The organism is Paenibacillus shenyangensis, from assembly GCF_000346635.1.
Taxonomy (GTDB): domain Bacteria; phylum Bacillota; class Bacilli; order Paenibacillales; family Paenibacillaceae; genus Saccharibacillus; species Saccharibacillus dauci.
In genome coordinates this window covers 1-14,472 of the sequence record NZ_AOIG01000010.1, presented here as the reverse complement: position 1 = coordinate 14,472, position 14,472 = coordinate 1, and the positions used below count along the sequence as shown (strand labels likewise).

General features: G+C 48.9%; 11 protein-coding genes. 1 reads left to right on the top strand and 10 read right to left on the bottom strand.

The genetic code is table 11. The features are described 5' to 3' along the window. Positions 1-6 precede the first annotated feature (6 nt). The 9 genes from nikE to H065_RS0109005 all read right to left on the bottom strand — a co-directional run bounded on the left by nikE (position 7) and on the right by H065_RS0109005 (position 10,163). Complete coding sequence (gene nikE / locus H065_RS0109045) at positions 7-807, bottom strand: nickel import ATP-binding protein NikE (RefSeq protein ID WP_017812726.1); 801 nt, start codon at positions 805-807, stop codon at positions 7-9. A 20-nt stretch (positions 808-827) separates the two neighbouring features. After that, positions 828-1,661, bottom strand: a complete 834-nt coding sequence (locus tag H065_RS0109040) for an ABC transporter ATP-binding protein (protein ID WP_017812725.1) — start codon at positions 1,659-1,661, stop codon at positions 828-830. Between the two features lie 38 nt (positions 1,662-1,699). Continuing rightward, the gene (nikC, locus tag H065_RS0109035; protein ID WP_017812724.1) at positions 1,700-2,530 is read right to left on the bottom strand and encodes a nickel ABC transporter permease subunit NikC; all 831 of its coding nucleotides are present in this window, start codon (positions 2,528-2,530) and stop codon (positions 1,700-1,702) included. Next, on the bottom strand, positions 2,527-3,471 hold the full coding sequence (nikB, locus tag H065_RS0109030; RefSeq protein WP_017812723.1) for a nickel ABC transporter permease subunit NikB: 945 nt from the start codon (positions 3,469-3,471) through the stop codon (positions 2,527-2,529). Before nikB ends, nikC begins: the two co-directional genes overlap by 4 nt. 43 nt (positions 3,472-3,514) lie before the next feature. Continuing rightward, positions 3,515-5,149, bottom strand: a complete 1,635-nt coding sequence (nikA, locus tag H065_RS0109025) for a nickel ABC transporter substrate-binding protein (protein ID WP_017812722.1) — start codon at positions 5,147-5,149, stop codon at positions 3,515-3,517. A 304-nt stretch (positions 5,150-5,453) separates the two neighbouring features. After that, the gene (locus H065_RS0109020) at positions 5,454-6,185 is read right to left on the bottom strand and encodes a nucleoside phosphorylase (protein ID WP_017812721.1); all 732 of its coding nucleotides are present in this window, start codon (positions 6,183-6,185) and stop codon (positions 5,454-5,456) included. 89 nt (positions 6,186-6,274) lie between these two features. After that, a complete protein-coding gene (locus H065_RS0109015) occupies positions 6,275-7,504 on the bottom strand; it encodes an AAA family ATPase (protein WP_051058713.1) in 1,230 nt (409 codons plus the stop codon). A 401-nt stretch (positions 7,505-7,905) separates the two neighbouring features. Beyond that, positions 7,906-9,336, bottom strand: a complete 1,431-nt coding sequence (locus H065_RS0109010) for an RtcB family protein (RefSeq protein ID WP_017812719.1) — start codon at positions 9,334-9,336, stop codon at positions 7,906-7,908. Positions 9,337-9,374: 38 nt separating this feature from the next. Continuing rightward, positions 9,375-10,163: a nucleotidyltransferase domain-containing protein gene (locus H065_RS0109005; RefSeq protein WP_017812718.1), complete on the bottom strand. Its 789-nt coding sequence runs from the start codon at positions 10,161-10,163 to the stop codon at positions 9,375-9,377. A gap of 882 nt (positions 10,164-11,045) precedes the next feature. Here H065_RS0109005 and H065_RS0108985 point away from each other — a divergent pair. Next, positions 11,046-12,245 (top strand): acyltransferase, encoded by a 1,200-nt coding sequence (locus tag H065_RS0108985; protein WP_081604094.1) that lies wholly within the window; start codon positions 11,046-11,048, stop codon positions 12,243-12,245. Positions 12,246-12,461: 216 nt separating this feature from the next. Here H065_RS0108985 and H065_RS0108980 read toward each other — a convergent pair whose 3' ends face one another. Beyond that, positions 12,462-14,198: a sensor histidine kinase gene (locus H065_RS0108980; RefSeq protein ID WP_017812713.1), complete on the bottom strand. Its 1,737-nt coding sequence runs from the start codon at positions 14,196-14,198 to the stop codon at positions 12,462-12,464. Positions 14,199-14,472 lie beyond the last annotated feature (274 nt).

Below are 14,472 nucleotides of genomic sequence, written 5' to 3'. Positions count from 1 at the left end.
CTGGATTCAGTCCCAGACCAAACGGTTGGACGGATGCTCAGGCAAAATGGAATCGACCAGCTGTCGTACAGCAGGATGTGCAGAATGAATCAATGCTTCACCATCTGCTTCCTGCTGTACCAGTCTGCCCTGATCCATCACTGCTATCCGGTCACACAGCGTCATTGCAGCGCGGATATCATGAGTGATAAACAGATAGGATAGCTGATGGGAAGCCTTGAGCTCTGCCAGCAGGGATAGAATATGCGTCTGATTCACCATATCCAGACTGCTGACCGATTCATCCAGCACAATCAGTTTGGGTTTCAGTGCAATCGCTCGGGCGATATTGATCCGCTGCAGCTGCCCGCCGCTGAACTGATCGGGACGTTTACCAGCATCTGTAGCAGAGAGACCTACCTGTTCCAGTAGTTCACCGATCCGGCGGCGCCGCTCAGCCGTACCGAGACGCTCATAATTATCCAGCGGCTCACCGATAATCTCTGCGGCTGTCATCATTGGATTCACCGCAGAATAACAATCCTGAAAAACCACCTGCAGATCGCGCCGCATCGCCTTGCTCATATGGCGGCTCGTCCGGTAAATATCCTGCCCTTCGAACAGGATCTGTCCATGACTGGGCCGCTGCATGCCGAGGATAATTTTGCCCAGTGTACTTTTACCTGCTCCACTTGTACCCAGCAATCCCAGACAGCAACCTTTTTCGATAGTGAATGAGATATCTGTCAGCACAGAAGGAGTATGATCTGCGCGACGGAACCAGCGGCGCTGTTGGTAGCTGTGACTTACCTCGCGTACTTCAAGCATAGTTGCTCCTCCTGTTACTGTTATTTCTGCTTCGATGCATGTCTACTGCCGCTTAGGGCTGTAAGTGGACGGGCATTGAGCAGGGTCTGGGTATAGGCATGGGCAGGGTGGTTAAACAGCTGATGAACCTCTGCCTGCTCGACGATTCTGCCTTGCTGCATGACTGCCACTTCATCTGCCAGCTGGGAAATTACGCCAAGATCATGGGAAATGAGCAAAATGGCCGTACCACATTCTGTACGCAATCGGTGCAGCTCACGCAGTACCCGAAGTTGATTGACCACATCGAGCGCTGTCGTCGGCTCATCTGCAATAACCAGCGCGGGACGCAGACACATCGAGATCGCGATCATGACCCGCTGCAGCATACCACCGCTTAGCTGAAATGGATAGCACTTCATTAACCGCGAAGGTTCGGGCAGGTTCATATCTGCCAGTGCAGAGATGGCCTGTTCTATCGCCTGTGCTTTGGACAGGTTGGGATAATGCGTACGCAGTGTCTCCATAAACTGCGAGCCAATCGTATAGACCGGCGTGAACGCGTTCATCGGATTTTGCATAATACATCCGATCTCCCGTCCCCGTATGCGCCGCATCTCTTTGTCCGGCAGGGAAGTCAGCTCGCGTCCATGCAGACGAATACTGCCGGAGACTGCCATCTGCCGGGGATTCAGTAGCTGCAGGATCGCGTTGCAGGTCAATGATTTGCCGCTGCCACTTTCTCCGACCAGACCCAGTATAGAGCCTTTTTCCAGGGTCAGATGGATATTTTCCAGCAGAAGTTGGGGCTGTTCCCTGTTATTCAGACCTACCTGCAGATTGTCTACTTCCAGTACCTTCCCGCTATTCTCCACTTTCTCTGCCTCCCTGTGCTGTCCAGCCTGCTGCTTGTTTAACGACGGGTAACGCCATACCGCTCGGATAATGCTTCACCCAGAATATTGAAAGTAATTACCACGATCAGAATCAAAATCCCCGGATAAATCATCAGTTCCGGATGGCTGCGGATATAACTGGTACCTTCATGAATCATTGCACCCCACTCCGCATTGGGTGGCTGGACACCAAGTCCCAAAAATGACAGCGCCGATATATCCATAATCGCCCAACCCATTTCCAGTGTGCCGATTACGATGATCGGACGCTGCACATTAGGGATAATATGACGACGGATAATTTTCCAGGAAGACGATCCGCTGATCCGGGCTGCCGCGATAAAATGACGCTCTTTGAGACTGACGACCATATTCCGGCAGATCCGTGCATAATACACCCATTGCACCAGCATCAATGCCAGCAATACCTGCATCAATCCCGGTCCGAAAATACCAACGATACCCAGTACCAGTACCAGATTCGGAAAAGCCATAATTCCTTCGCACAGACGCATCAGTATACTATCCACCCAGCCTCCGATATAACCGGATACCGAACCGACCAGAATACCAATCAACAGCGATGACAGGAAAATCATCGTCGCAAACCCGAGTGAAATCCTGGCTCCATACAGCAATCTGGTCAGATTGTCACGACCCAGATGATCGGTTCCCAGCCAATGATCCATCGATGGACCTTTGAGCTTTTGCAGCAGATCCACCTTGATCGGACTATGGGGAGCGATCCATGGTGCCAGCAGGGCAACAATGAAAAATAACGCTATAATGATCGAGCAGATCAGGATGGCGTACTGCCCCCTGAATGCCGACCGCCATGTATGGATCAATGCTCCGCCCGTCCTTTCGATGAGATTCGCGGGTCCATATACAGCTGCACTAGATCAACGAGCAGATTGCAGAGAATAAACAGACAGGCCGCAAAAAATACATAACACTGAATCACGGGAATATCCCGATTAAATATCGCATCCACAAAATATCGCCCAAATCCCGGCCAGGAAAAAACCTGCTCCACGATAATGGTACCGGTCAGCAGCTTGCCCAGATTAATCCCCATGCCGCTGATCAGCGGCATCATGGACATTCGCAGCACATGCTTGAGCATAATCATCCGTTCACGGAGTCCCCGTACCCGCGCATACTGCACATAGGTCTGCTGCATCTGCTCCAGCACACTCGTACGCAGTAGACGCGTGTAGACAGCGATCAGTACGAGCGATAGAGTGATGACCGGCAGTACCAGATTCTGCCATGTTCCGCGCCCTTCCACAGGCAGCCAATCCAGCTTGACCGAGAAAAAGAAGATCAGCAGATACCCAAGCCAGAACTGCGGCATCGATGCGCCCAGATAAGAGATACAGCGGCTCAGCATATCGATCCAGCTATTCCGGTATACTGCAGCTGCGATACCCAGCGGAATGCTGACTACAGCCGCGAACAACATGCTCCACAATGCCAGCTCCACGGTCGCCGGCAGTCTTGCCGCTACTTCTGTCCATACCGGCTGATTGGTGAGATAGGATGTGCCAAAGTCGAGCGTAGCCATCCTGCCGACCATATGCAGATACTGGGTAAGCAGCGGCTGATCCAGTCCGAACTCATGACGCTTCTGCTCCAGCACTTCCTCTGTCGGGTAGATATGGGCAGCCGTCAGATAAGCTTCTGCCGGATCGACCGGTGAAATATGAATCAATGCGAACATAACGAGTGTCGCTACGAAAATGATTGGAATAACCGAAAGCATCCGTTTACCAATATAACCGATCACTGACCTTCCCCCCTTCAGTCAACGATACGGACCTGACTGTTATTTAAGGCTTCGTTACCTGAATACCCTCGAACGGATTATCATCACGGCTCGCCGGGAATTCAAAATGCGCAATTTTCTTTTGATAGACTGCCGTTTTCTTGATATAGGAGATCGGGATAATTGCCGATTGCTCCTGCAGTGTAGTCAGAATCGAGCGATACAGTTCCTGGCGCTTGGTCTCGTCTGTAGAGGACAATGCCTGACGAACCTGCTCGTCCAGCTGTTTCTTCGTCGGAATGGCACTCAGTGTCTCCGAGATTCCGAAGCCCGGACTGGCAACTACATTAATAAAGGAATGTGGATCATACGGTGCGCCATAGTTGTACCAGAAATACAAATCAAAATCATTGGCTTTGAGACGTTTGATCTGTACAGTCAGTTCCAGACCTGTCAGATTCACCTTCACGCCCAGCTCGCCCCATTCAGCCTGAATGGTCTCTGCCATCGCTTTTTGAATCGGATCGGTTTTGTCAAAAATCATATCGAATTCCAGCGGCTGACCATCTTTCTCACGTACGGTACCACCTGCTGGCAGTTTCCAGCCTGCTTCATCCAGCAATGCTTTGGACTGCTCTACATTGTATGGAATCGGCTTCAGATCGACGTTGGTATACGGATAGTTTTTGGACAAGACGGAATCGGCTGGTTCTTCAAGTCCGGAAGTGATCCCTTGTACCATCGCCTGCTTGTTAAATCCTTCGTGAAGAGCCATGCGTACCCGAACATCTGCCAGCTTGGGATTGGAAGAGTTCAGCAGCAGACTGCGTGTACCGACCGGATCGGACAATTGAGTGACATACTTATCATTTTCACGAAGCTGCTGGAACGCATCCAGACTGATCACGCCTTCACCGTAGATCAGGTCCAGTTCACCTTTTTCAAAAGCGGCTACACGGGTCTCGGCATCAGGGATGATTTTGACAGTAACCTGATCGATCGCCGGAGCAGTGCCCCAGTAATTCGGGTTGCGCTTGAACACAGCATATTCATCCTGTTTGTAATCAGCGAGCATCCATGGGCCGGTTCCCACTGCTGCTTTGACGCCTTCGGCAGTATCACCGTTATCCGGGAATCCGGCTTCACCCAGGAAGCGGAACGGACGGACCACCGACAGATCCTGCAGTACCGGATAATACGGTTCGGTCAATGTCAGACGGAACGTGTGATCATCTACGACTTCGGTTTTGTCGATCACACTTACGATACCGAGCCAGCTGTGTGTATCCTTGTGCTTCATTACAGCATCAAAGTTTTTTTTCACAACTTCGGCATTAAAGTCACTGCCATCGGAGAACTTCACGTTTTGGCGAAGCTTGAATGTATATACTTTGCCATCTTTTGATATTTTCCATGATTCGGCCAGTGCAGGTTCCAGCTTGCCGCCTTTTTCATAACTAACAAGAGGCTCATAGATCATTGATTGCGCGAACAATTGCGACGGATTGTATGTATGAGGATTCATGGTACCGATATCCCGAGGCCATGACATGGTAATCGATTTGGCAGAAGCTGCCGGATCGGAAGCGCTGGATGATGCGGTGTTGCTGCCTGTATTACTGCAGCCTGCGAGCAGAAGCAGTACAGCCAGTAATGTTGCCAATACCGGAATAGCAGACCTTTGACGTTGATATGACATAAATGATATAACCCCTTTTCCCTTTGGATGATAATGATTATCATATTCATTCCTTAGAATAGGTAGGAGTCGATCTTTTGTCAACAAAAATCGCTATTTTTCGCCTTTCTGCTGTAAATAAGTAGGCAAATGGTGTTTTATAGCTTATTTATATAAATAGAAGTCTGTCCCTCTTGCACGGAACAGACTTCTATGATGCTTCCTGACTGCACAGCAACTACAGTAAACTGCTGTACAGTCAGGTTATTCATGTACAACACTTGGTAAATGGCTGCATTACAGCTAAACCAGGCTCTGATATAGCTTAGACTTCGCGCTTGGCTAGCGTCACGACAGCCGTAATCGCCGCCTGGATCTCGCGCTGTACCGCATCGGCTACCACGTTGGTATTTGGATCATATTCGGCAGCCAGATCGGCATCCGCATAACCATCCAGTGCCACAATCGCACCTGCACGCACGCCGCGCAGGGATGCAATAATGTACAGTGCCGAGATCTCCATCTCTACTGCAAGCGCACCTGCCTGCTTGAACTTTTGGTGAGGGAATTCTTCGACGCCGTTAAAGAACACATCCAGCGTCACCGTGATGCCTTTTTGCACAATGCCTTCGCTCTGACGGGCTGCCTGATACAGCGCTTCGACAATCTCACTGTCCGCTACAGCAGGAAATGCCTCCGGTACGAGCTGACGGGTCAGTCCATCTGTACGCACAGCAGCAGTGCTGACGATCAGACTTCCTGCCGGATGATCAGCCGAATACGAACCGGCTGTACCGACGCGAATCAGCGTCTTCACGCCTGCACGAATCAGTTCCTCAAAGCATACCGCTGCTCCCGGCGAACCGACGCCATGACTGACAACAGCCATTTCTACACCATCTCTGGTACCGACAAAGCTGCGGTATTCCCGGCTGAATGCCAGTTCCCGCGGATTGTCCAGCTGGGCAGCAATTCCTGCTGCTCGTTTCGGATCACCGCAGACAATAGCATATTCCGGAATATCTTCACTGTTCACTTGCAAAATAGGCATCAACATGGGCTTGATCGAACTCCTTTTTTATCCATTTCCGTTCATTATACCAGCGGCAGCGGATTTCTCCCAGCCCTAGTTCAATCTTCACGGAATCAGAAATGAAATCCGACGCGTCCATCGCTGTTATGCAGCCATACACCTTTGCGGCTCTTGTCCAGCTCGCCGCGCAGTCCCTGAATAACTTCGCGCATATCGAGGCGGCCTTCTTCATGCCAGCGCAGTGCTGCCGAGACGTACAGTTCACCCAGCTGGGCAAAAGTAAATCCTTCAGTCAGGCGTGCTGCTTCGACTACCACTTCGTCACCGGCAAATTCATGCAGCCGTTTGCGGCGGAAGTACTCCAGACGCAGATCTTCATTCGGCAGATTGATCTCGTACGCACGATCGAATCGTCCGGCGCGGTTCATCAGACCCGGATCGATTTTCTCCGGATAGTTGGTTGTGCCGATCAGGAAAATACCTTCCTTGGATGTCGCACCATCCAGTGTATTCAGGAAAAAGGAACGGGACTCGGCAGGCATCGAGTCGATATCCTCGATAACGAGTACCATCGGAGCCATGCGTCCAGCGGCTTCGAATACTTCTTCAATCGACTCGCTGTTCGTATACTCGGTGATCTGCCAGTAGGCGACTGGTCCGGGTACACTGCCTGCTATTGATTTGACGAGTGTTGTTTTACCGTTGCCAGGATGACCATAGAGCAGGATTCCACGCTTGTAAGGTACATCATACTTTTTGTAAAAGCCCCGATCTTCGGCAAAGAAACGATCCAGCGAGCGGTAAATGTCCTGCTTGATCTCGGACGGCATAATGACATCGTCACGGGAGACTGCCCGGCTGACCGGCTCCAGCTGGCGGTTGATACCATGTCTTCCATCTGTAAATACGGTTACCCGTCGCAAACTCTGTTCCCGCTGGCGAATACGTACTTCACCGAGAAATGCGAGCAATGCTTCATCGCTGACCGCAAATACCAGATCATCATTACTAATACCATGATCACGGAAAACCGGCATCCGCGCCATGGCCACACCTGCTTCCGGATAGGCAAACACATTATTTTTCATGGAACGGTGTACGCCATAATCTGGCTCTGGCTTGTCTCCGTCGTACACAAAAGTCCATTCTTCCAGGCGATCATAAATGCGAATCACATGCTCCACGCCTGCTTTGCCGGAACGCAGATCATCTTCCAACAGGTCCCAGTATTCAATATTCGGATCATCACTGGAATATAGACGATATTCTACGCCATAACGCTCCTGCAGCTTGGTAGCGATTCCCTGAATTACACGCGCATAATCCGCGTATTGATGGGGCATCCCCTTTTCTTCTTTGTTGTATACAATGACTGCAGACTCCTGATTAGATGCAGCTGCCTGCAGCGACTCTTCTGTAGTACGGTAGATAGAATCCAATCTATTATCCTCCTTTGGATATCATATATAAGTGGTTGTAATTTCTGTATTTATTACTATCGATAAGTGGTATTGGATATACCACATGTGAGCATAATCTGATGAATTGATCTGAATGCTTTGCATCCATCTGTCTATATGTCCCTATTTATACATCTATTCTTCTCAATATAGTAGGTGCATCCGGAAATACGGATGCAGATCGGCCTATTACTGTCGACTGACCTGGCAGTGGATAAAGGCACCTATTCTATTTCAATTATACGCCTTTATCCACCAAACAGGTAATTGCAGTCAGGATAGATTTAATTAGTGCCTTTGATGGCTGCGAGCGGCTGACATTTGGCGACTACAGCAGCCAGTCCTGCTCCGGTAACACTCTCGATGATCTGATCCACATCTTTATAGGCTTGCGGCGACTCATCCAGAATACTTTCCAGCGAGCGTTGGTTTACTACGATCTCGTCATCTGTTCCTACTTTCATCGAGCTGGCGAATTCATCGACTTTGACCAGACGTTTGGTAGCGGAGCGGGAACGCGCCCGTCCTGCGCCGTGGCAGATCGAGTAATAATTGTCTTCTCCACCCGGCAGACCAACCATGATATAAGACGAAGTCCCCATCGAGCCGGGAATCAGTGCCGGATGTCCGGTCTCCATATACGGCTTGGGATTGCCGGGATGTCCGGCTGGCAGCGCACGGGTCGCTCCTTTGCGATGGACGAATACTGTATCATCTCCGCGATATTCCGACCAGGCATAGTTATGCATCAGATCGTACAGCGTACGCAGTTCACACTGGCTGCCGAATACATCACGGAAAGCCTCCCGAACTGCATAGGCGATCAGATGACGATTCACAGTCGCATAATTAAGCGCCGAATACATCAGATTCACATAATGTCGTGCTTCCGGATGCGAGAGTGGCAGGAAAGCCAGCTTCGGATCAGCCGTTCCGAGTCCCAATCGGTGCATCGCTGCGATCATCGCCGGATTGCTCTCCTGGCTGATGCCGCCGCCCCATGACCGGGAACCGGAGTGGATCATGACGACGATCTGGCCATCATACATGCCCCATGCCTCGGCGATCGCACGATTCTCCTCTGCAATCTCCAGCGCCTGAATCTCTGCAAAATGATTGCCGCCGCCCAAGGTACCCAGCTGTCGGTGACCGCGATGCCAGGCACGATCGCTGACATTGTTCAGTACATTCTCATCAAATTTGAAGCGGCTTTCTTCTACATGGGTCAGGGAAGTTGATTTCTTGGGAGTATAACTATCCGGAATATATTTCCCCTGCAATCCATGCAGCCCTTTGCTGACCACATTCTCAAGACGCAGATCGGAGAAATGCCCCCGCTGCTGGGATTCCATCGGCAGGTATTTCTCAATAGTTTTGACCAGCTTGCGGCGTAATTTAACCTCTTTGAGATCATCGCGATGCAGATTGGTCAGATGCACACGCATCCCGCAGCCGATATCACTGCCGACGATAGAAGGCGATACATAGCCTTCTTCTCCGTCCCATACAGCAGTCGTTCCGATGCAGGTGCCGACACCCACATGCACATCGGGAGTGTAGCCCATATAACGGATGCCGGGAATTTGTAGATTGTTATTGGCCATAGCGAATACTTTGTAGTCCAGACCGGCAAACAGTTCCGGATTGGCATAGACATTCACATCACCTGCCGGAAGTTTGACCTGGTGAATATAAGGATTATTGTTCGGTATCATAAAAGGTTTAAACCTCTTTCGTATAAGATAATGACTTCTTATGACCAGACCTGTCGCAACGTATCGCGGAACAGTTGGTCGAGTGTATGATCCAGATTCTGCTGCGAAGCAGGATGCCTGGATGCTTTGATTTCCAGATCGGCAATAGCCGTCTCCAAATAGTTGTGGATGGATGAAATTGGCGATTCCAGATTCAGTTCGTCTCCTGCCATTTTGCGCTCCAGCAGAAGGTTGATATCCTGACGAAGTTGTCCTTCAGGCAGCAGTTCTGCAACCAGCTGCTGAAATCCCATCGGTGGCATAGTGCCTTTTTGTTCGATCCAGTAGCAGGCGAGAATCGGACGCAGTACATAAAAGTACTTTTTGATCCGGATATTCTCTCCCTGCAAATATCCACGGAAATTGCCTTTGGCCATATTCAGGTAGTGATACATGCAGGATCGCGGCGAAAATCCCAGTGGTGACATGGTACGAATCTGTTCGGCCAGTGGGTACGATTCGCTGTATATCATCGGTGAATGCAACCACTCCAGCAGTGGTGGATTGGATTTGCGAAATAAATTAAGTGCTTTGACCAGATCCCAACCGTTGATATCCAGCTGGTCACTGATCGGATATTCGATGACGTCTCTACGTTCAAAGATGGACAGGTACCATTCTGGTGGATGCACATATATGAACCGCACATCATAGTCGCTATCCTGGGAAGGGAATCCCCATGCCCGACTGCCTGATTCACAAGCATACAAAATTTTGACCTGCTGCTCCTCTTCGATTCTTTTCAGTTCATTTTGAATGGTCTGTGTGATCTCCTGGCTGACTTGCATAGGTATCACTCCTTTGTCGTAGTGTATTTTGGGTATGCCACACTAACAGATGTCGCTGTGTCATACTATTATTGATTCTATGAATTCAACGTATTCTCGTCCGATTTTGTATACATCCGGCGTATTCTCATCCGGTCTATGATGTAGCGAGATTACGAATACCAATACAGAAAAGCCGCAGACCCTGAATTACGGTCTGCGGCTGGTTGGTCGGTAATAACAGGGTACACGCACGATCAATCATCTGTGCTTCTCCCCAATTGGTTGGATTGAGGATTGGAGCATCAACTGATTCATCTGGCGATTATATCTGTTATTCCTACAGCAGCGGTATATGGCAATGATCTTGATAAAAAGAATCGCGAACCGTATACCGGCTGAATATGAGATTGTCATATTGCAAAGGCTCTGTCGATTGCTTGATCTGCAATAATCCTGCAGATTGGCGAATGTGGCAGCAGCCGGTTATACGATCCACAAAAGGGACCAGGTACCTGGGTACCTGATCCCTTTTCCAGTCAGCAGTACAGGCATAATATGCCAGTGATTGCTGTACGATTCTTTTGACTAAAGATTATGTCGTCCGTAAGAGGTTGGAAAATATGGAGCAAGTATATGGAATTGTCAAAAAGCTGTGCTGGCGAATAGTCTGTCCAATATAGTGCGTCGTCTGCTGATTCGTAATTTCATTCTTGCCCAGGGTCATAATTTCCAACCTCCCTTCTTGTTAATATGTCTTAATGATAACTACACAAATTTCCAATTGTCAAATAAGTTCGGGAAAAATGGGTATTTGGTCTTGGTTTCATATTCTCTTCACATTACTCTGATATAATGTTTCACTGGCTATCATTCTTCGTTATTGAAGGCAGAGGTGAATACATGACAAGAGAACGAATAGATGAGTGGGCACTGCTGCGGGGGTTATGCTTCCTTGCGGTAGTTATGCAGCACTGCATTGGAGAATACATTTACCGGAGTGATATTATTCCGGCAGACTCGATCATGCTTGGAATGGTGTATCATTTTACCCGCTTTGGCACATTGACCTTTGTTTTCCTCGCAGGGGCGATTCTGTTTTACCAGTATGGCGACGGACGTTCTTATCGCTCTGCACTGGTACGTCGTATTGGCGATATTTATGTGCCGTTTGTGATATGGACACTCATTTACTGGATCGTAGTCCAGCTCGCCGATCATCATCCTCTTTGGGGATCCGGTACCTGGCAAAGTATACTGACCCAGTTGTTTGCGCCAACCAATGGTTATCATCTGTGGTTTGTGATTATGATCTTCCAGTTCTATCTGCTGTTCCCGCTGTTCCGCTGGTTGTTCCGACAATTCAGCAATCGTTATCTGGATGGAAGAACAGACAGTCGACAGCAGCAGATTGTTATCAGCATGCTGCTCGTGCTCGCTGTCGTGTACGGCTGGCTAATGTGGATGTGTTATGATGTACTGCCTGGCTGGAGCTTCCAGGGAATCTGGCAGATTCTACTGGAGCATCGAACCAGCGAATTCCCTTTTTATTTCTTTTACTTTATTTTGGGCGGAGTATGCGGTTCAGCCATTCAACGCTGGCGCGACATAGTCATCCGTCTGCTACCATGGAGCACGCTGGTATTCCTGATTATGTATATCTGGCTCGGCTATGATCTGCTGCGGCATTCGACTGAAGCAGTAAATCTTAATGTATCGACCTATTTGAAACCGACGACATTTGTAATTGTGATCTCGCATATGCTGCTTATCTATGGACTGGCACTGCTGCTGTCCCGGCAAAATCATGTACTTGTCCGCTTTCTCAAATGGTGTGGGCGCTACTCATTTGGTGGATACCTCTCCCATGCATTGATTCTGGCAGGAGTGGCTTACGTAACGCGGCCGCTCGTACTGACTGGTATGCATCTGCCGGTTACTTTTCTCAGCTTTTCAGTCGTTGCTCCGGCAGCGATTCTGCTAACCAGTCTGCTCTCCCGTTTGCCAGGCGGACAGTGGCTGACCGGATCGGCAGGCAAAAAATCCCGCAAACGCAAATCCACTCCGGGAAGTGGTGTCCTGCAGGATACGCCTCTTCGCTAGCTTCCCAGCATGCTGCAGATCAAAGCTGAGTACGATGATGGGTATAACGAACCGAACTATAATACAAAAAGACCGCCCTCCTGCAGTACAGGAAAAGGCGGTCTTTTATTATAGTCATATCAAGAAGGTTATTATTTTGGAAAAAATCAAATTGGGTCATTCTGCAAAAGACATATTCAGTTCTAGCTCCCCAATATAATACCTGTATTCTATCCGTTAGAGCGGTAGACGAACAGAGAATTCGGTCCAGTCTTCGTCGCTCTCCACCAGAATAATACCACGGTGTTTTTTGAGAATCTTCGTTACGATGGCAAGGCCAAGTCCTGAATTTTTGCGATTCAGCGCTTTTGTACTGAATCCCGCTTCAAAAATCTGCTGCTTTAACTTGTCGGGAATCGGGTTGCCATTGTTGCCGACAGTGAATGTCAGCTGTTCGCCGCGGATCTGACCGGTCACCCGGACAATTTTCTCTAGATGCTCCGTCTCCATCACTGCGTCAAATGCATTATCGATTAGATTGCTGACAATTTTGACAAGCTCGGTCGATTTTACAGTACCGAACTGAACCGATTTGAGATTCGCAATCTCGTATTCGAATTTGATTTTGCGATCATAGGCTTGTGTCGTCTTGGCCTGAATAAGCGCTGACAAAGCTGGCAGATTAATGTTGATAATCTGATTCATCGCAATCGATTCGCCTACCAGTTCGGCAGTATATTCCGATAGATCATCATATTTCTTCATTTTGACGAGCAGCTGGATCGTGTTTACGTGGTTGTTAAAATCATGCCGCTGCTCTTTGATCGAGTTGAACAATGCATCGATATTTTCGAGATATACATTCTGCACACTCTGCGCTACAGCTTCGGTACGACGATTCCATAGAGCAATCATACCGAGCACCAGGCCGATAATGACCAGCGAACAGGCGAAAATAGTCAATGTCAGACGAACCAGCTGATCATTCAGCGTCTGCTGTACTCCGGTCAAATCCGATACAATCAGAATCACCGCCGGATAATTCAGCTTAACCGGAATAAACGTTTTGAGCACCGGCATTTCTTTGTATTCTTCGGTCAGCGAGATCATGCGACTTGTTTGGCTCGCCTGGCGGATATTATCGCGATCGGTATCGCTTTTGTAGGAATAATCATTGTTCAGTGTCTGGTTCTCGTCGTACCAGATTACGCCACGCGAATTGTACTGATTGGCCTGATCGAGGAAAATCGGCGGGTTAAAAATAGCTATGCCCCGGGTCTGACGATTCGTCTCTCCATTCAGGATCTCGCGGATCACTGCTTCTACGCCCGTATCCTCACGATAGGCACGGACCGCTTCATCGTTCGTATACACACCAATAATATAATCGGTGGTTCCGTCATAATAGAAGCCCCACTTCTCACTACCCGGTGTATTAATATTGTCGGCTCCGATCATCGGCGCTCCCCAGAAATTGGGCAATGCCTGACCTACCGCCACATCCGGTCGTTGTCCGCGCAGAAGCTGCCGGATTGCTTTGAGCCATTCGGGACGCCAGCTCTCCTTACTGGACAACTCTGTCGGATCGGAAGATTTGACTGGCACAATATCGTCTCTGTCTGCCTTAAGCAAAGTAATATGATCAACACCTACGCGAGTCTTCATATCGGACAATTGTTTATTTGTAATCTCGCTAAGATTCGGACCCAGCGATGATTTGACCGCCTGTGCAGCCATTCTCAGATTTTCTCCGGTCAGATTCTCTACAAATGTCTCACCACTTTGAGACAATTTGATCGAGGAGCGGACCTGATCTGCAATAACGCGCATATTCTGTTCCTGGACAGAAATAAGGGCTCTGCGTGTGGATACGTAATACGTTGTATTTACGATAATCAGCACGATAGCCATTACAGCCAGTATATATACAGTTACCGGGAACGGTTTGGGCAACAGGCTCTTGCGTTGTTTCATATTAGCAAATTTACCCCCATCTATATCAGCGCTTTTACAAAGAATAAGCCGCAATAATTACCTCATTTTTCCGTGGCATTCTGTCTTTGGGCCTGATTGAACTTAGCAATAATACCTCTTCTGGCTTCACTTGTCATCTATTCATTGTTGCTGCATTTAATTTATCGACAAAGTTCGATTCTATTCTCTGTATCATACCATGAACTTCATGGTTCCACACCGCATTTTCACAAAAAAAAAGACGCATTCAGTCTAAACTGTACCCTTTGTAAAG